Below are 24,375 nucleotides of genomic sequence, written 5' to 3' on the forward strand. Positions count from 1 at the left end.
AACCGCGCCGTCTTTACAGACAAATTCCGGTGCACGATAGGTCCGCTTCACCCCGTCCGGTGCGGCAGGCTGGTCCTGCGGAATTTCAAATTTGATTTCCTGCAGACGGAGATAATTCACCCCTTTGTGCAGATAGGCATTTTCGACAAGACAGGCATGGATGTAATAAGTCTTTCCGGCCTCGAAATTAGATTCGGTAAAATACAGGGCGATATCGGGTGCGCCACCACTGGCTTTAAGCGGGATCTGCGTTTTTCCCAGTAACGTCAGTGGCGTGTAGTGGTTCTTTTTCTGTATCTCTTTTCCGGCAAACAGATACACCGCGCCGCCGAGCAGGTCGTGCTCCTTCACCGCCTCCCAGTTAGAAAGCAGCGGAAATGTCGCCAGGCCATAGCTGTCATCACCGGGGCGCGCCTGAGGGTTCTGCCCTTCTGCCACGCTGACAGCTGGCGCCGTCGCAGCCTCCCAGGCACTGTTGATAAAAAAGTTCGCGGTGTTGACCATCGTCCCGACGCCATAAATCCCGGCGCTGAACGCGGTAAGCAGCGTGCGGTTTTCCCGGGGCTGCACGTTAATGACAGCGCTCCCCAGGTCGTCCAGCATGACGTAAAAATAATCCCCACTGGTTCTGTCTGCCGCACAGGGGACAATTTCACTGAACGAGGCGTCGCTGATGATGGCATCTTCAGTAATGCGGGTCACGAGGGGATAAAAACAGGCCTGGGTGTTTCTGAGTCCCGGCACGGTCAGTCGCCAGGTCATGGTGGGACGAGAAGATAATGGTCGCGTGCTGTCATTGCTGTAATCAATTAATGCAGACGTATCGGCGACAAAAGTGACGTCAACATCAATATCGGCATCCCAGGCTACATTCCAGGTCACGGTTTCAGAGGCAAGCGGAATGCCGCTATTGTCCAGGCAGCAGGAAACCGTCCACGACAATTGGTCACCTTTCTTCAGGCTGTCATTCACAGTCAGTAAGCAGCCGCCATATAAGGTATTGCCGTCCTGCCACCAGGAGATATCAGGAGGATAAAAATTCCCCCGGTTTAATTTAAATGGACATTCGGTTCCGGAAAAACTTTCACCGGTTTTCAGTTGATACTGGAAAGTGGCATAAACCGTCTGCCCGGGAAAGATATTACTGTTATTTTGCGGGCTGATTATAATTTCGGATTTGGGTTGAGAATTAGCCTCCCGACAACGTAACGGTGCAGATAAAAAACCAGATGTATTAGCTCCATAAGCCCAGACAGCTCGATTATTAATTTCACTCTCAGTAAATGGCATTTTAGCTCGATTATTTTCATCTACCGAAACCCCGACCAGATCTTTTGCCTCATGTATGTAAATAGCATCTTCACGAAACCCAAAATACACTTTTTTACTTAACTGTGGGTATTCAAGATCATAAACTGATGGATAGTAAATTACTGTATCAGTGATATCTCTATAGTTACCTGTGGAATTAGTTACCACTGGATAATCATACAGCGGTGAAAGATTTAGTGGTTCGAAAGTGTCATCAATATTCATTACAGCTCGAATATCAACATCATCAACAATAAAAACCAATTCAACGACTGCATAAGTATATGGTCCAACTGTATTTCGTTTAGTTTGGCTGTTCCCTTTTTTTATCAGACAAGGGAGCAAGCCAGCGAGATACTCACCATTGCTGTCAATGTTTACATTAGTCCAGACACTAACCTCAGGATTACTTTGCTTCAAATCTCCAGAGTAGTTTATTACTGGTTCAAAACCGTTATAATCAGAGACTGTATGAAATGTAATAGCATCTACACATAGCTTTATTTGTTTTCCAGAAACAGGATTACCATATTTATCAGTTACCTTCAAAAGATAATAAATATGATATTTTTCGATATCCCCAAGATACCCAAGGTCAGCACTGTCGAAGTATAAGCCTCCTCTATAAACACCTTTACGCATGCTTAATGTGACTGTTAACCCATCATGCGTGGTTTTTTTTTCATATACTGTTGAAGTCATATCAAAACCTTGATCCTTTGCTCTCTGATTAGATTCAACAAGATTAATAAAAATCAAAATAAATAAAAAACCATAAAACAGTTATAATAAACAGTAATAAGTATTACAGGCTATCGTTTAAATTAATCATTAAAATATAATTGAAAACACCCACATATAAACTGGTTAGAAATGGTGCTTTAAAGGGGAATAATTTTAATTGGAATAATGGCAGTAAAATAATATAAAACATAGTATCAGCCGTGCATATGCATAATGCTATGGATTTAATCCTGAAGAGAGTGTTGATATAAAAAAACTAAATTCTAATAATAATATATATCCACATATGCTTTAGCCGAAATATCTCTGGGGTTTCCGCTGTTATCTCTGATTTTCCATAACGTGGTATAGTTTTTTGTATTCGTCGTCTGACCATTTTTAAACTGCATAACATCATTCATAGTAAAACCGGTTTGCGGATCATCGCCGGGATCGGCAACACTGCCAGGATAAGGAACATATTCACCCAGTAACGAACAATCAGTAGAACAATTAAATTTACTAAATCGCACAGAATAGCCCAGTTCAGTATCCATCGAAGGGGTTGCCCCAGAACAATTAACCCCAACATCAATGCTCATCTGTTTTGACTCACTATTCGGTTTTATAATCCCCATATCTATAGTGTTTTGAGGAGTAATAAGATAACAGTAAACAGAACCAGTATCTTGTGGTACGGTCTTATTATTGATTGCGACATAACCATCCAATTCCCATGCGTCTGGCTGGCCCTGATAATCACTAAATAACCCGGCAACGTATAATCCAGGCTTCACTATTTGGTTGGAATTATTAAAAAATATCTGACATAAAATTTGTCCTGCTCCTGCATTAAACAAATATCCCAAAGGGTAATAAGAGCTCATATCTGTTCCTGTAGGGGACAACACTTTTCCCAATGGTGAAGGAGGCGTGTTCAGAAGTCCGTTACAGCTCACGGAAATATCGACAGTAATGGAACTCCCAATGGACAGTGCAAATTTTCGATTATTTTGTGTTTGGTAACTACAGCGAACACCAAGCGCAACAGGAAAAACAGCACCTTGTGTATGACTTATGCCAGTAATTTCGCATTGCGCCTGGCTGCCATCAGAGACAGATGTTGCTAAGAATGATGCTGCGTGGGAACAAGAACAGACCATAAGGAACAGCAGGAACATAAATCTGAACATAAGTTTATCTCGAGGAAAGGGGGTGTTGATGACAAGTCAGGGTTAATTCATCTAAATAACGGTCGGAATCGTGCGGTAGTTTGAAAGATGTACTGCACTGTTTATTTATTTCACTACCCCATATAACGTGTAAGTATCCTTCATCAGTTAATCCGGATAAGTAAACTTCACCATTTTCACCAACAATTCCCGCATTCCCTTTATTATGATCCGTCGCTAGACTTACTATCGCACCAAAAGGGACAACACCTCGCTGATAATGCAACGTTATAATGGCCTGCCTTCCGGTGCGTACGGGATATTCTGCAACAACAACAGCACCTTTTGTCGGCACAACGCGTCTTCCGGTTTCCGTTAACATAACGTGGCTATCCAGACCATCAGGATCGAGATTAATAGCGTTATAGCGATAATTAGTGAGTGATGGAACCACGGCATAACCTCGCCAATCAGTATTTTCGTGAGTATTAACGATATGAACCCCGGAAGCGCCGGGGGCGCGGATCAGAGCAATACTATCCCCTAAAACAGGTGCCAGCGTCACTCCCCAAGGATGGATGACAACGCCGCCAGTAGCACTGGCGCTCGCCGTCTTCTGATGATGACTCCAGTCATAGGCAAATTGCGCATTACCCGTACTTCCGTCATACCCCATGTTTAACATTGTCATCGCATCCTGGCCTTGTGACGATGACTGTCCAAACTCATAATTCCAGTTGTCATTTAACATTCCGGAAAGGCTGGCCATTTGACTAAAATCCCCCCGAGGGTCGCGAATTGCCTGATAACTGAGATCACCATAACGGGAATTTGAATTGGATGAGAAGGTATCCAGCGGTACTGAAAGGTTAAAAGAAACCTCACAATTCTTTTTCTGCCCTGGCATGGTGAGCTGATTTTTATTAACGGAGATGTTTAACGACAGAGAAACCGAACTAACAGACAATCCATATCCAAAACTAAAACGGTTATCAGTTTCACTTGAATTCCAGTAATCCTCATGAATTGCGCTAAGATTCAAATTTCCCCAATGACTAAAATTTTGTCGCAAAATGATTTGTTGTAAATTCCGGCGACGCCTTCTGTTTCTGTATAATGCACCTAATACCTGACTCCCCATTAAAGAAGTTATAACAGGTAAAGTCTGACTATCCATGAAGGACATATAACCACGCGACGCATAACGAAAATCGTAGATATCAATAGTTGTACCCGTAGTAAGAAGATTTTTTGAGTACTTAAGTCGCCATGCATTACCCGATACCGTAGAACTATGAGGTTGGCTTGCATGAGACCAGGTATTATCAATCGATACAGCGCCCAATTCTCCCAGTGAAACGCCAGCACCTGCCGTCATGGCTACATAATTTCGAGAAAGCAAAAAGCCACCATAGCCAGTAGTGTTTGCAGGTAAACCATAAATAAGAGTTCCCTGTTCGAATGCTGGTTTAACATCCTTATGATAAGAGTTAAATATAGCTTTCCCCATCTCAAACTCATATTCAGCATGGCCATTTCGCTGCATGACGGGGAGTCCGGTATAGGGTTGAACCCACTGCTGGGTATTACCATTTGCTTCCCGGACAATTACCGTCAACTCACCGCTATTCATTGTCTGTGGGATATCTGTTAGCCGGAAATCTCCAGCAGCAACGGATGTCTGATAGATGAGATTATGATTCTGATAAATACTAACCTGCGCACGCGAGCTGGCAATACCAGAAATAACAGGAGCAAAACCACGTTGATTGTCAGGTTTCATGTCATCACTGGATCTCAACTTAAGACCTGTAAAATTAATACTGTCCAGTATGTCATTTTGTGTCCAGGTTTCTCCCAGAGTAAGTTCACTCTTTAATTGTTTTAGATCTCTCGCAATATATCGGTTAGAGAATGTCGGTGAATTTGCCTGTTGCGACCATGTAATGGAACTGCGTAACCGCCATGGTCCCCAATTTGCACCACCTTGTGATGAAAGAAAAAAAGAACGCATTCTTGCATGTCTGTTGGAGAAATCAGCATCACTTTGCATACCACTGAACATATAGTTAAACATCAGAGCGGGTATGCCGTCATCCCATTTGTCAACTGCAGGAAGCTGAGAGGATTCAGATGATTTCATTACTATTTGAGGAATCTCAACATTAAGTTTTAGTTTCTGCTGTTCAAAACGAAGCGTTGCGCCAGGAATAACACGTGACAAATCATCAATATATTCACCGTTTTTTAAAGCTGCAAGTGCGTCATTACTATTAGTATTAACGCCCCAACGACTAAGTTGTTCGCGGTTTAACTGCGCAGTCAGTTTTTCTCCGTGGGGAGATACCTTAAACTTAACCATTTCTGAAGATATCCATACAGTATTAACAATAACATCAACCAGATATGTTCCTTCAGCAAGTGATGATTCCTTTTCAAACTGACTAAGGTCTATTTTTTCTATGCTGCCCTGCTGGTCTGTCACCAGTAGATCAGGATCGAAATAATCTTCAGCATGACACGATTTCTGGGAAAAAAATGGCCCAACAATCATTAATATTAATGATAATCTGAGAAGGTTTGTTTCGACTCTGGATAAGAGCAGATCAATAAGTTTCTTATGATTCATGATTAGATGAAGAATAATGTGATATCTAATGCAGCGTGAAATTGACCATTTCCGGAATCACCATCAGGCGGAACACAAATGCCTGTGAATAGTTTTGCCTTGCTATCATTCAATGAGTGGAGTTCACCTGAAGGAGCTGGCGTTACTGGCCAGGGAAGTAAATTTGCAGTAAGATTATTATAATTAATCACATTACCCTGGTTACAATGTGCAATGTTGGGTGCCGTAAATTGATCGGTAAAATTAAAAACAGCGGATAACTTAACATTTTTCGAATCTGCTGCACGGAAAGTGCGATCAGTATCTGCCACCTGCCCGCTAAAACCAACCATCACATTCTTTCCCGCATCAATGAGGCCTGTGCAGTTATTCAGAGTTAGTTCGAGAATATCAAGCGGATAGACATTATTTGGACCTACAGCAGCCAGTACCGATTTATTTATCGTCGTTTCAACCTCTGTTTTATCCAGAGAGATATCGCATGTTGTGGCTTCAACAACTGCATGAAAGTTTAAATATGCATATTCCTCTAAAGGAGCAGATGTCGGAGTTGGCATCGTAATTGCCTGCGTAACAACAGGGGCAAAAAAAATCAGAATGCTACAAAAAATATAGGGGAATTTTCTTATCAAAACATTCATATCACAACTCGCTAAAAATCCATTTGATATAAATCAGATGGCACACCAGAGTCATCCAGAAAACGCCATGAAACCTGATGCACGCCAGGTGAGCAATGTTGAACAGAAGTATTTATTTCCAATTTACCATAAGGTGGTACGGGTCTAATAAGTAGAGACTTTTTTATCTTATACTTATCAATAAATAGCTGCGTCACTTCCCTGTAATAACCCGAGCGATTTAAAATATTTAATTCACCATTATTGCAAGAAAAATAAATATCTTTTTCCTTAATTGAATCAAACATCGGGCGCCAGTAGACCCTGATGTTATAAGCAGTGACTAAGCGTAACTTAACCGAATTATACATTTTAATTTCAGATGGTATTAGTCTTAGCGTCAAATAGTATAAACTTTCTCTGCTTGATGGTAAGAGAATCGCGCGTGACGGCACTGCAAGTAAAGACACTAAGGTATCATCACCGGCACGTAGTTCGTGGACAGGAGGAGAAACTATAAAGGGTGAGACTTGATTATCATTAGCTGCCATACCCGTTTTAGGATCGTAACTTTGAATTACTGCCTGTAATAAATAATGCTCGGCTGTATGGTTAACCACCCTGAGCACGATTTTATTTAAATGTGAAGAGAAGACCAGTTTAGTTTTATTAATGAAAATACCCTGTGTAGTCTCATCGCACAACCCTTTGTTTGTTATTACTATTATAAGAAACACAACTATCTTGCGCAGAAAGGGCATAGATATCCTTTGTTATAATAAATTGTACGTCATCATTCTGGTTTCACCGCCCTGACCATTGATGAGGGTCCATTTAATTTCATCCCCTGACGATGTTATTACCTTATCAAGTGTAATTTTACTAAAAGGGGTTATTGTTCTCTGTTTACCATCTAATGCTATTTCTGTTCCATTGACAAAAACTCTGCTAAGCGTCATAAAATACGGACTGGTATTGCTGATCGTCAACGCATGTTCTTTTTTCGTAAATGATAATAATGAAACAGACTTCTCCCACGATACATTAAGGTCAGCGGGACGTGAAAGAAGTTTAATAATTAAACTCAGTGATACCGATAGCTGCTGTTTGACTTTGTTCAGTTCAAAAAATTTTTTATCAATTGCAGGTATGCTCTTGAAAACAATGTATTGTAATGTTTCTTGATTATGTTGCCATACCGGTTGCCGACGAATTATCTGTACTGTTTGCGACTGACCTGATGGCAATTTGAAAATCGGTGGCAAAATGTAAAAATTTTCCGAGGGTGTTAGTTTCTCTGTACTGCCGAGAGAATGAACAATTCCGCTCTGCACAAGCCAGGTATATTTACTGGTATTGCTAATCACTATCTCTGTGCTGTGCAATGTAGAGCTCATAATGACCCTGGTATGATCAATACTTAACCCATCAGCATGACTTTTTACAGGTAAACATAAGATAATGAACAAAAAGTACAGGGTGCGCATATTAATGAACTTTTCCCTGATGCATTTCTGCCATACCAAGATCGTTGAGAGTGACCCATGACACCTGTCGGTTGTTCCCAATTTTTGTGGACGTTAGGTCTATAGACTCAAAGGGAGAGATCATCCCCATATTTTTCAGAGTAATAGTAGCTATACTATTATGACCAAAAAAGAGGTCATGAAGCGAAATGTAATACGGACTATTATTCATAATTTTGACGCCCGTAGCAGTACGATTAAATACAATTTCTTTGGCTGCTTCATCAGCCCCCTCTTCCGTCAATCCAACTGGACGGTAAAACATTTTTATTTGTGAGGATAAAGAAAATATAATTCCAGCCTGAGTTTCAGGTAGTATCACATCTTGTAATGGTTCTGATGTGATAATACCACGAGAGATAAAATAAAAAACTGACTCTCTATCACGGGGAAGTTTGTCAACATTTTCCAACGCAATCATTTTGACTATTGATTCATTTCTTGGCGAAACTTTTTCAATTCCAGGAAGTACTTTAAAGTACTGACTATCCGGTTTACCGGCACTAACTCTGGTAATATAACTTTGCATCAACCAGGTATTGTCAGTATTATTTCTCAAACTTACCGAAACTGATGTCTTTCCTGCTGGATAAATTATCCTTAACGCATTAATTCCAATCCCATCTGCCCATGCAGATGGCAATAAAAAAAGAAACAACAAACTCAGTGAAAATTTAATCAACATAACCCTTTTACCGTATGCTTATTGGTAAATCATCATAAAATCCACAGGCACTTTAATATGCTGAGCAGACGCAGTATTCGCATTTATCGCCTGTAATGATGCGGTCAACGTTGTTTGTTTTCCATCAATTGAACTTATCACATCGCCTTTAGACACGTTGGCCAACTGAATATAATCATTGTTTTTAATTTCTGTCATAGTGGATGTATTGGCCGCAAAATCATACACACGACCTTTGAGAACCACGCCAACATCGTTTATCCCGGTATTACTCCATAATGTTGGCTCACCAGGAATACCCATTCCTGGACTAAATAATACTTCAGCATAAACCCCTCCATCACCCGGAACAGTTCCTTGTGAACTACCGGACTCGGTACAATTAGAGGCCCTTAAGTCAAAAGATTTTGTTCCCACATCTGTTTTTGACTTTGCAAAATCATTTTTTGAGAACGTACCTAATACTATGCTTTCATTTGATACACTAATATCGCATGTTGTTTCCGAAATTTCTGCATAGACATCAATATGAGCTGGTTTGCCAATTGCTATAGCGTTATTCCATACTCCCATTGTAACTATAGCCGTCAGAATACTTAGCGAATACCAATATTTCACAATAATTACCTTACTCATTATTTACAACAATAGCTAAATTCCCTTGTCATTCCTGAATCCAGTTACAAAACTAAAACTCACTTTCAGGAAAATATATCGCTAACAATCAAAAAATCTCGTAATTGAGTATATACAGCTCTGTAAATCAGAAATAGTATCAGAAACAAGATAAAAAAAGAAAAAAAGAAGATATATTTCAAAACAATAATTACGCCTTTTAGCTAAATTCCTGGATTAAAATTGTTCACTAAAAAAAATAAAACACTATACCTGTACTCATTGAAGCTATTTGATTTTATCCTTTCTGAGGATCATGCTACGCAACATGAAGTTGTCATCATCCATCAACAATAAGTCGGGCCAGGAACACCGGTACATCAGGAGGTGTGGTAAATGAGCTGGCGATGGTATTGACGACTTCTGAACGATGAAGCTCCATTATGATTGCCAGAGCTCAGCGCCAGCATAAACCACCGTAGATTGGTCACCTTATCCACGAGTTGATGAATAAAGGCTGTAAACGGTAGTTCTGCGGTAGACTGGTTATGGTCGTGGACGAAATCTGAAGCATCGATAACAGCTAATCATTTGTTGGTATGCACCCATCTATGTGTTTCATATCCCTCACTTAATCAATGAGATAAAAAAGATCAGCCTGATATTGTCAATATCAGGCTCATGTATCATCACTGTACAGTCTTCATATGAATCCGATACGGTAAATATGAAAATTAATGAATGGGCATACTTGCAACAACCTGCATTTCGTCAGTGTACAAGAATTCAGGGATTCGATGTCGCCCCCCCCCTTCCTGATATAGCGACGCTGATGGCATCCCGAATTATTACTTATTTTAAGATAGTGAATAAATCACCTTAGGTTCTTTGTGTATAGTTCATTTCGTTAAGTAATTTTATCTTGCTTATTAAACTTTTGATTTACATAAGTGCCTGCCAAAATTCACATAAGAAATCACCAGGGACATAAAAAACAATTATGACAGTATCAGAATTCTGTTATCAGGTGGTTATTAATCATTATGTTTTAACCAGTTTCACGTATTGATAATAGATTAATGTTTATATGGTAATACATATTTGGCAAGGAGATATAATATGAACCCTGAATTGAATTTTGATGATGAAACCGGTGTGCTTATGTTTGGAAAAAAATCGACCAGATTAAGCCCAAAAGAAGCGGCGTTGTTTTCGTTGCTGCTGCATAAGCAGCAGTCAGATAGTATTCTACCACGAAATGAGCTTGCTCAATCTGTTTGGGGAGAACGATGGGAGGTGATCAGTAATAATAATATTCAGCAGCTTATTCTTCAGCTTCGTAGAAAAATTGATGCTGTCGGTGGACCAGTGATAATTGAAAACATTTACAAACGAGGTTATAAAATGACCATTCATGCACAAGGAGCTGGAAATACGATAAGACGTAATTTAATCACTCGATTTGTTTCACTAATATTAAATTTTATTTGAGTTCACGCTACACACACTATACCTATAATTATTTATGTAGCCTAATAGTTTAATTCCTTATTAGTGACATTAAAATAATTAAATTTCAATATTATGCAATGCTTTAGCTATTGTTCCTCTGTGCATCCAGATGGCAGGGGAATATTTTTTATTAACACTGCAATATAGCAACCACAGTATCATTTCTGACAAAACGCTTACAGGTCATATAATTAACATACAAATCATTTATTAACTAATTTGACAAAACTATAATTGAAGAAACAAGCTACCATTGGCATAAACGTTCTTCTTCATTTTTATTTATAAATCACTGAAATGTTATTTTTTAACTAATAATCAAGAATAATTGTAGTTACTCTCTATATTCCACAATCTTTTGATTATCGGCGTTATTGTTTTTTTAAATTTTTACTCAGCTAATTTGTCAACAGGAAATGTAGCACTATTGAGCCTTTCATTTGCTTTAATAACCAGGTTGTATCACAACCTTACCTTTGAATGTTAACAAGTTCAGGTCAATGACGAGGCTCACCTTGCATGATTCCTCAGCTCCCCTCGTTATCTTTGGCTACGTCCAGAGTTACATGGTAAATTTTAAACATGTTCCTTTATATGGTTTGGTACCCGATCATAATGTGCACTTTCAATAAGTTATAACCAAAACCACATTCTTCAGTAACTTGTTATTCTTAATTGATACAATCAAATGACAGGTGATGCCAGATTTCATAATTATCATCAAGATTTTATTTTTTTTTCGTGTGAAAATGAATGTATCTGATAGATCAATAACCCTGGATTTTATTGTTTTTAATGGAGAATTATATGATAACAAAGATGACAACCAGGTTACTTTTTGCCGGCACACTAATTCTTCCCGCTTTTGCTTTTTCTTCAGTTCTTACGGCACAGCAAAAAAATTATCTTGAAGAAATTATGGCGGCACAAATCAGTAATGAACAAGATAGAACAGCGATCAAAAATGAGTGGACCGAAGCACATCAGGTAGCAGAATTCCTGTGCCTCCCCGTTGCAATGACTGTTATACAAAAACATGAATCTCTCGTCGAGAAAGTCACACTCAGTGACGGGGAACAAAATAGTTTAATATTACATACTCCTATCAGACTAACTGGCAATGGCCAATACCTTATTTACGGGTCGAAATGGATCCCATTTTATTTCCGCTGTGATCTATCTTCTATCACTGGCAAAGTGACCCGCTTTGTAATTGATCATCATACTCCATATCCTCATAGAAATGCCGTTTTACAATAGCCCCCCCCGCCAACTTCACATTTATCATAGATAAATCATTCCTGTTACCAGGCAGGAATGAGTATTATTGCTGTTCACTCTCTGATGATATATACCTTTTTTTGTTACAGTAACTTCAGGTTACCCGCCCCCACGATTTCCGCCGTATATGCCACTGTTGTTCCTCTTATTTTTCTATGTCCATTTCATACTCAGCCATAACTGAGTTTACGATCTGAACTATCGTAGCCTAGTTTTCGTCATCATTTCGCAGCCAGGATGATAAACAGCAGTCTTATGCCAGTTAGCATCTAAGCGCCAGAGGATTATGACACGTTTAACCACCTTCAATGATCACAGACATAAGTAATCAACTGTATTGAATATCTGATACAAATCTTCTATTTTTATATTATTTTTATTACACTGGTCAATAATAAGTATTTCGCTTCGACAATACTGTTCAGTTAGACAAACGTAGTGTGTGTGATATAAGAAGTAGATACTCAAGCAGAACATAAGGAACATGATATGAAAAAAATACACGTCCTACTACTAGTCTCATTCATATTATCAGGATGCACAACAGAATGGCAACGCACTCGCTCTGATGCCCAGGATCTTTCAACTGCACAATATGAATGCGGAACATTGGCTGAAGAGAAATATCCCGTTAAGAATAGAGTAGCGGAAAGAACAGTTTATGAATCACACGTCGAAAAATGTCGCAACAACAGGCACTGCAAAAAAAAGTATGATAGCTCACCAACCTTACGAAGTTATGTGATTGATGTCAATGAACATACTCGTTATGAGTGGATAGAACTTTGTATGCAACAAAGGGGATGGATATCCAAAGTTAAAGTGCTTATGTAAGGTAAGTGATAAGAATAATTATCAGGCAATGGCCCTATATACACAATTTTTAATCCTGTTAATAATGATTCTTGTGTGAGGTAATTCCTGCTACAACCGTCCTACTCATTGTTCGATTTTCCCACCATGTATCATGGTGGGTATTTTTTATCTCAAAAGAAAATATCATCTAAATATGATTACGCTCGATTATCTTTATCGTTAGAATTTTAGTCAGTGCGCATTTTGTATTCTTCAATATATCCCTGTTCATTACCGATACATTATTGTATTGCTATATAGTTCCCCCCTACTGACATCATACATCGACAGCTGCCACAAAAACTACGGGCATACGCTTCACTATATTTGTCACAGCGCCGCTATATGCCCGTACTAAAACAGTAATATGTTACTCTAAGCCGGATTCTGTTTTCTGTCAGAAAGTCTCGCTTAATTGAGCCACAGCACCATATGTCCGATCAGTGCCCACCAGGCCTGCCAGATCCAGATGTACCATATTAAAAGGTGAAATGCCGATACCGGCAGTAAAGGCGCTACCCTCTGAAGAAGCGATGTTCTGACGATAGCCCGCACGTAGTTGCACCCAATTCCAGGCGTTAACTTCAGCCCCCATAGCCGCAAACTGGCGCTTTGTATCATGGGTAAAACCACTGGCCGGCGTCAGATCTAAATCCAATGCAGTCGTCACGATTCCGTTATGCCATGAGCCCCCGGCAGTTACCTGTGGGCGAATCCTGAAGGTTTCTTTCAGCCCGTTAACTTCTTTCGTATCAATACTACGGGGAACAATATTTTGCCCAGCCAGACCCAGCATCCAGTGTTCATTCAGCTCAGTAGCAAAACCAATGTCGGCATTAATACCGGGAGTATTATTACGGTATTCATGGCTACGGAAATCGTGGCTGTCGTAATTCTGTACCGTGGTATTGTAATTAAACAGATCCACACGCTGATATTTCGGAGTTACGCCAAGAGAATACCTGAGCCCGTTCGTCTCAAACGTCCTAGCAATAGCAATCCCGACATCACTCACTGCCGCCGCACGACCATAGGCCCGCGATGTCAACGTATCAGTATCGCTCGCTGTTGGAATAATTTTGCCCTTAGTCACATCATCCAGATATTGCAGATCGTGGTCGCTGACCTTTCCTTCCACCGTTGCCGTCCCCCATGACTTCAGTATCAGGGCAAAAGGTAATTGACTGTTCGGAACTGTCGCGACCATGCCTACACTCGCCAGCACATTCACCTGTGTATTTTTAAATTTCTCCAGTTGATGTTGCAGATCGGTCGCGGCCCCCAAAGGCGCGACTGCACCAGATAGAGCTGCATCATAGCGATCCCAGGCATCTTTCACGGCATCCACATCGCTCTGCAAATGGTCGGGATCCGATACCTGTACTCCGACTGACGGCAGAATCATGCTGAAATCATCGGAAGCGGTGGCACTCGTCATCAGTGCCGGATTAGCGAGTGCTGCCGCACAATAATGAGACGATGCAACTCCCGTCCCTCCCATAGCATCATTACTGGCTTCCATATAGGTCGTAGACGACTGAGCATTACCAGACAGAGCAGTAAAAAAAGCACAGGTCAGCAGAGAATACTGACTTAGCGTAAATTTCATTTTTATTTTCCTGGCCAAAAGAATGAATTGTTTTTAATAAAAATCCCACCGAAGCTATATACAGGCATCGCCCCCAAAAAATAGTGCGTAGTTATCACGAAGGGAGATGCTGATATTTAATCGATGCCGAAACAGATTGTTTCCTATAACTCAAGACACCTAACCAATCGGTAAGTTCACGGATATTAATCGCAGTAACTAATAATCTTTTTTTAATACTCTGAGGCTGGTTCAGCACTACCATGTCCAGCATCAGACAATGCTTACTTATTGATTTTAATGAATATAACTTACATAAACGACAATGTGTATTTAATTTACGACTTACAAGCACGCCATTCCTGTGTTACGCAGGACTCTCATATTTTCCGTATTTTGCACATTATTTTATTTATGTTTATTTAAATTCATTCAGTTATGATTTTTTATCAAACATCATATTTTAGCCTTATGTAAAATAAAATCACCATCACCGTACAATTCATTAACAAATAAACCATTGATGATATACAAAAATAGTCACACCAAACAGTAAATTACTTTAAGAAAACACAATTCGTATTTCACGTTCTAATCCATCACTGAATAGGAAAGCAGATTCATTGTAACAGCTCCTGCTTTATGACTTCCCATCAGAATTTCATCACGACACCATCAGGATATTCCAGTCTCCCGTTGCAATGATAGACGAACAAAATCCGATCTTTTCTACCCGTTCAAAAGCCGGTCCAGAGTTAACAGTTTTTCACATCGTGCCAACTCCCGGGTTCAAAGAGATCTTAAAGAAATCATCGGATGAATTTACAGCATCGGAATTTCTACATATTAACGAGAGGTCTACATTATGTATCGACATCATCGTTCTTTATTGTTTTTACTGATGTTAGGTTACCATGCCTCAACACTGGCATCGCCGGTACACCACATCAGACACACTCCTGTCGTCAATCATCATCGCAAAACAAAAACATCCCACTCGACAAGACAGCATAAATTGTCGCCCAATACAGTCTTCATTAATACGCTGATGGCACAACTGGGTAAGCCATATCGCTGGGGAGGCGCTTCCCCTGAAACCGGATTTGATTGCAGTGGTCTTATCTGGTACGCGTGGCGTAAGAATTTTCACATTACCCTTCCCAGGACCGCCGCCGGCATGTATTCCATGCCACAGGCACACCATGTTCCTTATATGCTTCTACAACCTGGTGACATGGTATTTTTCTCAATACATGGGGAACGTGTCGATCATGTCGGTGTTTATGTGGGAAATGGACATTTCATAGAAGCGCCACATACAGGGCAAAATGTCAAAATTGTCAGCCTGGAAAAAGATTTTTACCGCCGTCATTATCTGGGAGCAAGACGTCTGATGATTTCCTGAGGCGTTCCGATTCCGTATGCTGACCACACAAAAGCAGGGAGGACTTCAGTACATCCTTATACTGGACGGACTGGAGTTCTCCCTCCAATGGATATGTGCTTAGAAAGCGTCATATATATCCATCATTCTCTCTGGAGAGAGACCGCCCGGAAACGGGGAACACTTATGCGATCATCGAGAAGAACAATTCACCAGACATATCAAATTATTTCTATATCGCACACCACTTTATACCTATCAAATTAATTAACCAAATGATTTAAAACGATATTTATAGACTTCACCATAAGGATATAATAATTATTATTCCTATGGTAATAAATTATACAGTACATAAGATTGAATGAACGATAAGATAACCATAAACAGGTTAGTATATAAGCCATAAATAACATCGGATTTCATTTAATTTTATTAATATCCATAGTGTTCCATTCTACAGGAATAAAAATATTAATTTTACCAGCAATGAGGGGTTGTTTATGAATGCAATTACCGGTGTTTTAGTGGATGGATATATTTTTGATATTAAAAATTATATGATTGATGATTATCATTTTCCTAACACTCTGTTCCCTGGTGCTACCTTTAAGATGGTCATTGATGATGACCCGGCCAACAATACTAACGTAGCCTGGAAGTGTATTCCTGATAAAATACTGACTGTTAGTCAGGATGGCACAGTGACCTTTCCGAACGTGGATGAAAGTTGTTGTAGTAAATCGTTTTATATTTTTGCTTAGTGAATTTTTGTCAGGATATACCTTTACTGTAAAACGTTATTTTAAATATAGCACTAAAATTTATCACACAAAAGAAGGGGCTTTAACATGGATTGCAAGTGTAAAGGGACAACTTCCAGCACGGCGCTATATTAATGATTCCGATTTGAACAATTATGAACAATATAACAGGCGCGAGGTTAATACCGGCCTTTATCAGGAATGGGGCACATTGGCTAATGTTGGATGGAAATTAGAACCACAGTTAGATGGTTACTGTCGCATTTATACGGCTGAAAACGATGAATTTTATTGTGCAGAGAATAATAGACTAGATCAGCTCACTGATTCTGGGTATATCGTTCAGGCAGTAGCATTCTATGGCGAGCCTATAGCCAAGTAGTGAGAAAGGTTAAATTCCTTTGCTCACTGTCATTTTCATTATTGTAAAGTAAACAACCACTAAAATTATCAAAATACACGCAGTAAAAAAGGATCTTATAAAGATCCTTTCTTGCGCTATCCATACAGTCCTTATCCTTACCAAACCTGTCTGCAACACCAGACCGTACGAATGAGGACGTTTGAGGTACAACCTTACTGCATTTCGCTCGTTTTTATGCTCCAGGAAATCTGAAGCGTTTAACGTTCATAGCAGGAATCGATTACCTGTCTGTTGTAAATCCTGACCAGGCACTTTCACCAGTTACAGTTCTTAAATTGCAACCATGTGCAGATTATCGCTTCTCGCGTGATGCACATTTTTCTGGAACAACAGTGACGCTCTCACTTTTTAGCTCGACAATTTTTTGTTTTACGGGAGCCTGAGTTAATACTTCAGCTTTACCTGTAAAAACACCACCTTTCTTAATAGATAAAGAAATATAAACCAATGTTCCATCCAGACGGCCATTTTCATAAATATCAACAGAATCAGACTGACAATGCCCTTTTATATTACCATCCACAATTAACTCCCGGCTGGTAATATTTCCTTCCACGACACCATTGCGCATTATTTTCACCAACCCATCCTTAGCAATTACGTTCCCATTCACACAACCATAGATGTATATTTGTTTATTAGAATTTATATTGCCATCAAAGACGACATCACTGGCAATAACCGTGCTATCTGTCCCTGTCTCATTAGCTGAATTTCTGTTTTCCATTTTTTTTACAGTACTACCGACGTCTACAACACTTTCCGGTGTTGAAAGTATTTCTAATTTATCTTTTGCTGCCTTAGATTTGTTAAACATCATGAGTATCCTTTTCTGTAAAAAATGCGTTGAGAAAGAAAAAATTATGAGAAAAAACAATATCACTGCGATAAAAAACTTTCCTGAATACCAGAAAAATAATGCCAGACTCCAGGAAATGATTCCCGCATTCAGAAACATGTTGTTCGCTGTATAATTATGAGAAATAGAGTTCATCGGTGAAATCATCTGTAAACGATATCTTCGGGAAGATGCTTATCCCAAATGATGTTAAGGCAAGGTAACTTCCCCATAAATACAGTCGCCATTACTGTGATTGTGTACGCTACCTCATCCCACAATAACTGTGATGTATTGCTTCTCATCTCAACATATTTACTTTGATTTACAATAATCATGGACCGGGACATAACATACCTTCTTCAGTGGTTATACGACTGCAATGAGGATCGCTGCCGCAATGTACATTGACTCACTGTACAAATCGGCCCAGGGGGAAAATTCTAAAGGGTTGAGGTCATGCGCTAAACGGTAGGTAACCAGAAAGTGTCGTTGGCCATCTGAACAGAGATAATATGCTCTCCACAGAACATGACAGCCGATGGCGTAAAAAGTATCGCAACAATAACAACCATGAAGGGTGTAATGATGGGACTATAGCCTGATGGCGGCTCACGAAAGAACAGGGGTAGTTAGTTGCCAGCTGCCCACCATGGGTATAAACGCGGTGGTCCTGGATACACGCTATCTTGAATCACCTTAACTGGTTGAGAGATGGCCAGTTTTAGTTAATCAATACAAATCCACGTTAAGCGTTATGTGTTGATATCGATGCGAAGGTATTGAGAAAGTAGTGAGCCGTACAGGGTTAGCCTACCGGACATCATGAAACCGGCGCGAATGCCTTCGCCCCTGTACACCCATCATATGCGAAAGTGACCATGCTTAGGGCATAAAAAAACCGCTAATGCGGTATATGGCACGATGATTGTCGGGAGGCTAATCCCGGCCGCAGATTTACTACAGCACTGGAATATTCTACCAATGGCACATTTATGTCAATTCGGGTAATTACCGGGGAGTTATTCAAATGGTTAATGAGTCAACGCTAAGTCAGGCATTGCCCATGAGCCCCTGATCAGCAAGTCATCCATAACATCAGGAATAGAGAAAGATATGAGCCAGACATTAGCTGCTCGGGTTCTTATAAATAATCAGTAACAGCCAAATCAACCTGAGCTAATAGACCTTATAAGTTCAGAAGCACTATTCTTATAATTAGTTACTAACTCAATGATCTGTTTAACTTCAAAATAAAGAGAAGGATCAACTACAGGAATAACATCATTACTCTTACATATAAATTTAGTTTTCTCACTACCTGAATAACAACGTTCAGCCTCAGCAAGAATAGATATTACTGAACCGCATTCAATATTGTATTCTATTAAATTTCCATTTAATGAGATAGCAGGGATCCTGAATTTTGATTTGATTTTATCATTACCATCTATTATCAAACCTTTTGATTCAAGATATTTTTCCATTACTGTAACATAATCAGTACCCAATGCTTCCAACCCTGCAACTATCGCAAAGATGTTCTGTATATTATTCTGTATAATCAATGTGTTATCTAATAATTTTTTCGCATATTCTATATATTGCAAGGATGATTTTTGCCACTTTTGATACTCTTCGTTTCTGTTTTCATTTTCCTTTTTTACAACATCTATATATTGATAAATTTCCCTAAAATCCCCCTCTCCCCCATTCAGTTCGAAAATACCAGAAATGCCTCGCGTTATATCGTGCAGTAATATTTTAATTGCTTCATTGAGCTTATCATTTGCTTTCTGGTAACGTTTTGAACGTATTAAAGCTTGTTGGCGAGTTTTCTCTAATTTTTCTGCGATTCGAGCATTAACAACAAAATCACCTTCAATTGTGGATTCAGGGAAGGCCGGATAATGATATTTTTTGATAAGTGACAGAGCGTAAGGTTCTTTGCTTACATCTACCACCTGAACAGGAAATTGAACCAGTATTGGCAGGTCATCGCAATAATGTGATGACGTCTCACTACGAAAAGCTAATGTCCCGTTAATCCCTAATTTTTTTACACAATGGTCGTCAACGCTACACATAGTAAAGTATGCGTCTACTAACTGAAACCTCTTCAACAACCGCTGTCGGCAATCAGAATTTTTTGCTATATCCAGCAATCGGCATAATAGCCGGTAGTTGCCGTAACCAGACTTATCATTTGTAGATACCAATAAACTCAAACTGAGACAGGCCTGTGAGACCAGGTGACGCAATGCTTCAACATAGTTTTGTTGAGCAAGTTCTTTTTCTGCGCTTTCAGATAGTTTTGCTATTTGCGAAGATACCATTAATAAACCAGCAATTACCTTCGCTTCTTTTTTCTGCGCCTTGCCAAAATCAGGGCTAATTGTACGCATGATAATATTGAGACAGTTATGAATTGCATAATCAGCAATAGCATCAGCCCTGCTAAAATCGACGTTTACCCCTGCAACATCCAGCTGATATTTTGTCGAATACGTTTCAATTCCATCCAATGCAGCGGTTTCTAAATGACTCATCGCACATACAGTAGAGCATACCTGGACATATTTTTCTGACATATGCGATTTTCTCCCTTCAAAAGGATCGGCACACTAAGCTGATATGTCTTAACACGACTTAACAAGCACAGAACACATCATCAGTTGCGATCCCGACGCTTAATCCTTACGGTTCTTTTATTCAGATTTTCCAACGTTAATGTTAATAAAATAAAAACTGGGTCAAACAGCCATCATGGCAATACTGTCGCAAGGTGAACAGTTCAGTATTTATCTAAACGTTTTTTGCCTACATACCTGAAAAGTACATGAAGGATTATTGGTACATAGTAGCCATTACATTCCGAAATAAAGCTCTTTTCTATCAGGTTGTTGCCTTACTGTAATCTGCCATTTAGTCATGCTGACTTATACAAAGCGATTTCATGTTCTACTGAACCGCCTTTTTCATTCATGATGATTAAAATCTTTCGCCAACCTTCAGTGTAAGCAATCCATTGATTTACTGAATTTTTTCAAAAAATTTCAGGTTGAAATCGTCAACATTAGCATTCGTGTACTTAAGGTTCCTCTGTCAGTCATTAACCATACGTTGGTCCACACCTTTAACAGATGCGTTTTATAACAACGTTTCATCATTTAACAATGTTAAGTGAGATTTTTATTGATAAAGCGACCAGGTAGCTATTTGCAGGCAGTAAGAAAAGCGCATCAACAGACTTTATAGCCCAAAAATTTGAGGTCAGAACTCAATCCGTAAATTCCACTTTCAGTTCCGGCGCCAATGAGTCGAGAGTCACAATAGGTATAATGTGTTAACAATCACTGAATGATATTTCAGCCCTCTTCACCCTGGTGATTTCGCCATAGAGAAAACACAAATAAAGCTTTGATTTATAGCGTTTTTTACTACCGATTTCAGGGTGAAATCGACACACGGTTACTCAGTGCAAACTATTATTTCATACATAAGTTTATAATTTTTTTTACCAATGAGAAATATGGCAGAAATGGATACTACGTCCACATATCAGCCATATTAAATGGAGTACCTTTCCACATATGACATAAAAAAAGGACTAAGCATCTCGATCAAAGAAAAGCTATCTTCACACAGCGGGCTAAGAACGTAAGGAATGAATTAATAATGACAAGAAGAAAACAATTAAATAGCCTGCTAAAAATCGGGCGACATCATGGGGGAAGCTTTTCAACTTACAGACTGATATGAATCAAAAAAGAATAACACACATATGAATAACAGAATTAAAGGGTAATTAGCCAGAAAAGACGGTTCAAGTTTTGATGTCATTTCTATAAAAGACCAATTCAAATTAATACTATAGATAGTAATCTTATACTCTGGCTGACCAGGATAATGAAGGATTGTCCTTATGATAAACTATAGACAGAACATACTTATTAAGGATAAATAAGCTACAGTGAGTAATAAGCATCTTTAATATGCATGAGCATAAGTATGATCATCACCAGGCTCTAACCTAGAATGCCAGGATATAGTTATCGTTTTGAATTATTTATTGTTTATTCATATATTGATTTTAAATTGCACAAACATTCGTACGCTCAAAAGAGCAAGAAGCCAGAGCTATCAAAGCAATCTGAACCAGATCATGATGCATAAGCTATAGAGAGAACAGATGTTGTAAGAGATATCTTCAGATTAGCTCTGTTATTTTGAAATAACATATAGATATAAAAATACATATGATAAATGATACAGATATAACAGGCACTTTCGTTAATCAGACAACATTATATCCTCATCGCTCAAACCAATATAACAGTGTGTCATAAGCACTTTATCAGCTTTCTTACACTCTTACCTGATAACCACGTCCCGAACTTTGGCCTCTGAGCTTTCCTGTCTTTATCTTTTCTTTAGCTGATGTTTCTCAGCATATCAGTACGTTAGTTTCATTTAAATAAACTATAGGCAGCAATATAAACTATAGAGAGTAACATATGCTATAGGTAGTAACATAAACTATAGAGAGGGAGTAGTGTCGATTTTTAAGATTAATATAAGCTATAGCGAGTATAAGCACTAAGGCAAAAAACAAGTAACTATCTGATTTATATTGCATTAATAGTATTTGTGTTTACTTTTTAATCTGCTTATTACTTATTATATTTAAATCAGTAATCCTTAACTTGATGCAAACACCATTGAGCAGAGCAAAAGTCGTCAAAATCCTATGTAAAACCAAGCTTAAAAGAAATCAATAGTGATGCAGAACAGCACCACTATTGATGTAAGAATGAGAGGGGATGTATAAAACACATTAATTTTCAGCTAGTTATATAAAAAACTGAAGATATCAGCGTTGCAAAATCGAAAGACACTATCCGATTAAACATAAACTATAGTGAGTATTCAGTCCATTCTACTGACTACAGCTTATGTTTTACGAAGGTTCAAAAGAGCTTCCAAATCTTTGAGATCAATCCCCAGCTTTTCTAGTAACTTAACTTTTTCAATCAGAGAAGGATCAACCGAGTCATTTGTATGCTCAGGTTGTTCATAGGCTTCACTATCAGAGCGGGGAGCTTTTAACTTAGGCCTGCGATAATGCACGTTAAAATACACACTCCGTCCACGTTGCAGCTCCGTGTAATCCAGATATCCGATCTCTTTCAGCTGCTCCATTGCCCTGCGAACCGTCTGATTTTGCGAAAAAACAGGCGATTTCAGGTTTAGCCTGGCGCGCAAACGCGCTATTGAGATAGGTGCAGGATTTTTGGGCAAGCTTTCGATATAGGTGTACAGAGCCTGCGCGGACTCACGCCGCTTAAGCGCGTTTATCGCTTTTAACTGCAACAGAACTTTTCGGTCAAACTGATAAAGCTCAAATAATCGGGGGTCAGCCTGGAGTATGACGATATCTTTAGCTGTGTCGTAGTACGCGGATTGAACCAAATGCGTCGTATATTCTTTAGTCTGGCTGGTAAACGAAATGACTGTCCCGGCAATCCGTTTTAAGGAAGGGCTGATACGTTCACGAAGCTTTTTAGACGATCGGCTTGACGGGATCCCGCAAAGCTTTACAAATTCAACAAACGAAAGCTGAACCTTATCACCTATAACTTTATGTTTTGCAAAAGAATGTATGATTCCCACCCAGGTTTTGAAATCATTGTCCATATCCAGTCGCGGGCCAATGATTTCCACTTTGTCAAAACCCTCAGCCTTAGCAAGTGAGAGTCTGGTCAACTCTTCAGTGGCATCTGTCGTTGAGAGTGTATTTTTTTTACTGTTTTTAAGCGATTTGAGGGTAGGCACAAATACCCCCAGGCGCATTAGCGCAACAGGCTGTACAGTGTTATTAGCGTTCGGAGTAAGAGATACAACTTCTCCTGTTCGCTTATCTACTTCATCAAAAAAATCTTTAATATCAATATCTTTTTCCAAAATCAGCTCCAAGTTTGGGCACCCAGTCCATATAACCGAGCTAATAGCACAAGAAAACATCTGTTGATATGCTGTGCGTAACCTGTGTATACACCTGTATAAATCTATAAGGGCATCCGTATGTCATTATAAAATAAAGAAAAAATACATTATCGCTATCGTTTAATTTTATAGAGAGTGCTCACTATAGCTTATACAGACTGCAAACTACAGCCTGGGTTTATCTCGCTACAGCATATATGAATGCAGGCTATAGTTTATAATTTACAAACTATAGCTTATCAAGATCGCCCGGAAGTCAATGTTGACGCAGGCTACAGCGATCTGGGATCTATTTAGGATCTTAAAAGGATCTACTTAGGATCAACTACTGTGATCTAAACGAATAAAGTAATTATGAGTAATGAGCAGAAAAGTTCATCGCCAAAACCCGGGAATGACAAGAGACATCAGCTGATTATCTGTGATGTAGCCCCCAGAAACA

Annotated in this window: 18 protein-coding genes; 6 read left to right on the forward strand and 12 right to left on the reverse strand. The window is 39.2% G+C overall.

Annotated features, from left to right (window positions below; genetic code table 11):
- The 8 genes from FEK46_RS15000 to FEK46_RS15035 all read right to left on the reverse strand — a co-directional run.
- Positions 1-2,013 (reverse strand): hypothetical protein (locus FEK46_RS15000; RefSeq protein WP_138160242.1); only part of this gene is annotated, 2,013 nt, incomplete at its 3' end.
- 305 nt (positions 2,014-2,318) lie between these two features.
- A complete protein-coding gene (locus tag FEK46_RS15005; protein WP_131162597.1) occupies positions 2,319-3,227 on the reverse strand; it encodes a hypothetical protein in 909 nt (302 codons plus the stop codon).
- Positions 3,228-3,231: 4 nt separating this feature from the next.
- Complete coding sequence (locus FEK46_RS15010) at positions 3,232-5,835, reverse strand: fimbria/pilus outer membrane usher protein (RefSeq protein ID WP_130209581.1); 2,604 nt, start codon at positions 5,833-5,835, stop codon at positions 3,232-3,234.
- Between the two features lie 2 nt (positions 5,836-5,837).
- Entirely contained in the window at positions 5,838-6,392 is a 555-nt protein-coding gene (locus FEK46_RS15015) for a hypothetical protein (protein WP_130209579.1), read from the reverse strand.
- A 95-nt stretch (positions 6,393-6,487) separates the two neighbouring features.
- Entirely contained in the window at positions 6,488-7,216 is a 729-nt protein-coding gene (locus FEK46_RS15020) for a fimbria/pilus periplasmic chaperone (RefSeq protein ID WP_135560381.1), read from the reverse strand.
- Positions 7,217-7,228: 12 nt separating this feature from the next.
- On the reverse strand, positions 7,229-7,942 hold the full coding sequence (locus tag FEK46_RS15025; RefSeq protein ID WP_130209575.1) for a molecular chaperone: 714 nt from the start codon (positions 7,940-7,942) through the stop codon (positions 7,229-7,231).
- A gap of 1 nt (position 7,943) precedes the next feature.
- The gene (locus FEK46_RS15030) at positions 7,944-8,666 is read right to left on the reverse strand and encodes a molecular chaperone (RefSeq protein ID WP_130236386.1); all 723 of its coding nucleotides are present in this window, start codon (positions 8,664-8,666) and stop codon (positions 7,944-7,946) included.
- An 18-nt stretch (positions 8,667-8,684) separates the two neighbouring features.
- Entirely contained in the window at positions 8,685-9,302 is a 618-nt protein-coding gene (locus tag FEK46_RS15035; RefSeq protein ID WP_130209571.1) for a fimbrial protein, read from the reverse strand.
- A gap of 1,098 nt (positions 9,303-10,400) precedes the next feature.
- Between FEK46_RS15035 and FEK46_RS15040 the strand changes: the two genes are divergently transcribed.
- From FEK46_RS15040 to FEK46_RS15050, 3 genes are all read left to right on the forward strand, one after another.
- Positions 10,401-10,772, forward strand: coding sequence for a winged helix-turn-helix domain-containing protein (locus FEK46_RS15040; RefSeq protein WP_130209569.1), 372 nt, complete (start codon positions 10,401-10,403; stop codon positions 10,770-10,772).
- 828 nt (positions 10,773-11,600) lie between these two features.
- A complete protein-coding gene (locus tag FEK46_RS15045) occupies positions 11,601-12,053 on the forward strand; it encodes a hypothetical protein (RefSeq protein WP_130236385.1) in 453 nt (150 codons plus the stop codon).
- 510 nt (positions 12,054-12,563) lie between these two features.
- Positions 12,564-12,908 carry a hypothetical protein gene (locus FEK46_RS15050; RefSeq protein ID WP_135560380.1) on the forward strand — a complete coding sequence of 115 codons (345 nt, stop codon included), beginning with the start codon at positions 12,564-12,566 and terminating at the stop codon, positions 12,906-12,908.
- Positions 12,909-13,326: 418 nt separating this feature from the next.
- Here the strand turns inward: FEK46_RS15050 and FEK46_RS15055 are convergent, their stop codons facing one another.
- A complete protein-coding gene (locus tag FEK46_RS15055; protein ID WP_167852940.1) occupies positions 13,327-14,538 on the reverse strand; it encodes a conjugal transfer protein TraF in 1,212 nt (403 codons plus the stop codon).
- Between the two features lie 844 nt (positions 14,539-15,382).
- Between FEK46_RS15055 and FEK46_RS15060 the strand changes: the two genes are divergently transcribed.
- The 3 genes from FEK46_RS15060 (at position 15,383) to FEK46_RS15065 (ending at position 17,047) form a co-directional block, all read left to right on the forward strand.
- Positions 15,383-15,922: a C40 family peptidase gene (locus FEK46_RS15060; RefSeq protein WP_130209563.1), complete on the forward strand. Its 540-nt coding sequence runs from the start codon at positions 15,383-15,385 to the stop codon at positions 15,920-15,922.
- 482 nt (positions 15,923-16,404) lie between these two features.
- The gene (locus FEK46_RS23730; RefSeq protein WP_240730454.1) at positions 16,405-16,665 is read left to right on the forward strand and encodes an Ig-like domain-containing protein; all 261 of its coding nucleotides are present in this window, start codon (positions 16,405-16,407) and stop codon (positions 16,663-16,665) included.
- The gene (locus FEK46_RS15065; RefSeq protein ID WP_240731123.1) at positions 16,625-17,047 is read left to right on the forward strand and encodes a hypothetical protein; all 423 of its coding nucleotides are present in this window, start codon (positions 16,625-16,627) and stop codon (positions 17,045-17,047) included. The genes FEK46_RS23730 and FEK46_RS15065 overlap by 41 nt, the downstream gene beginning before the upstream one ends.
- Before the next feature lie 334 nt (positions 17,048-17,381).
- Here FEK46_RS15065 and FEK46_RS15070 read toward each other — a convergent pair whose 3' ends face one another.
- The 3 genes from FEK46_RS15070 to FEK46_RS15080 form a co-directional block, all read right to left on the reverse strand.
- Positions 17,382-17,909 (reverse strand): polymer-forming cytoskeletal protein, encoded by a 528-nt coding sequence (locus tag FEK46_RS15070; protein ID WP_165382768.1) that lies wholly within the window; start codon positions 17,907-17,909, stop codon positions 17,382-17,384.
- Between the two features lie 1,187 nt (positions 17,910-19,096).
- Positions 19,097-20,518 (reverse strand): hypothetical protein, encoded by a 1,422-nt coding sequence (locus FEK46_RS15075; protein WP_130236384.1) that lies wholly within the window; start codon positions 20,516-20,518, stop codon positions 19,097-19,099.
- 2,362 nt (positions 20,519-22,880) lie between these two features.
- Complete coding sequence (locus tag FEK46_RS15080) at positions 22,881-23,894, reverse strand: RepB family plasmid replication initiator protein (RefSeq protein WP_240731124.1); 1,014 nt, start codon at positions 23,892-23,894, stop codon at positions 22,881-22,883.
- Positions 23,895-24,375: the final 481 nt, after the last annotated feature.

This window comes from Escherichia sp. E4736 (assembly GCF_005781225.1).
Lineage (GTDB): Bacteria > Pseudomonadota > Gammaproteobacteria > Enterobacterales > Enterobacteriaceae > Escherichia.

Coding starts and splice junctions, on each gene's coding strand:
- FEK46_RS15005 (WP_131162597.1), bottom strand. CDS start 3,227: ATGTTCAGATTTATGTTCCTGCTGTTCCTTATGGTCTGTTCTTGTTCC.
- FEK46_RS15010 (WP_130209581.1), bottom strand. CDS start 5,835: ATGAATCATAAGAAACTTATTGATCTGCTCTTATCCAGAGTCGAAACA.
- FEK46_RS15015 (WP_130209579.1), bottom strand. CDS start 6,392: ATGCCAACTCCGACATCTGCTCCTTTAGAGGAATATGCATATTTAAAC.
- FEK46_RS15020 (WP_135560381.1), bottom strand. CDS start 7,216: ATGCCCTTTCTGCGCAAGATAGTTGTGTTTCTTATAATAGTAATAACA.
- FEK46_RS15025 (WP_130209575.1), bottom strand. CDS start 7,942: ATGCGCACCCTGTACTTTTTGTTCATTATCTTATGTTTACCTGTAAAA.
- FEK46_RS15030 (WP_130236386.1), bottom strand. CDS start 8,666: ATGTTGATTAAATTTTCACTGAGTTTGTTGTTTCTTTTTTTATTGCCA.
- FEK46_RS15035 (WP_130209571.1), bottom strand. CDS start 9,302: ATGAGTAAGGTAATTATTGTGAAATATTGGTATTCGCTAAGTATTCTG.
- FEK46_RS15040 (WP_130209569.1), top strand. CDS start 10,401: ATGAACCCTGAATTGAATTTTGATGATGAAACCGGTGTGCTTATGTTT.
- FEK46_RS15045 (WP_130236385.1), top strand. CDS start 11,601: ATGATAACAAAGATGACAACCAGGTTACTTTTTGCCGGCACACTAATT.
- FEK46_RS15050 (WP_135560380.1), top strand. CDS start 12,564: ATGAAAAAAATACACGTCCTACTACTAGTCTCATTCATATTATCAGGA.
- FEK46_RS15055 (WP_167852940.1), bottom strand. CDS start 14,538: ATGAAATTTACGCTAAGTCAGTATTCTCTGCTGACCTGTGCTTTTTTT.
- FEK46_RS15060 (WP_130209563.1), top strand. CDS start 15,383: ATGTATCGACATCATCGTTCTTTATTGTTTTTACTGATGTTAGGTTAC.
- FEK46_RS23730 (WP_240730454.1), top strand. CDS start 16,405: ATGAATGCAATTACCGGTGTTTTAGTGGATGGATATATTTTTGATATT.
- FEK46_RS15065 (WP_240731123.1), top strand. CDS start 16,625: ATGAAAGTTGTTGTAGTAAATCGTTTTATATTTTTGCTTAGTGAATTT.
- FEK46_RS15070 (WP_165382768.1), bottom strand. CDS start 17,909: ATGATGTTTAACAAATCTAAGGCAGCAAAAGATAAATTAGAAATACTT.
- FEK46_RS15075 (WP_130236384.1), bottom strand. CDS start 20,518: ATGTCAGAAAAATATGTCCAGGTATGCTCTACTGTATGTGCGATGAGT.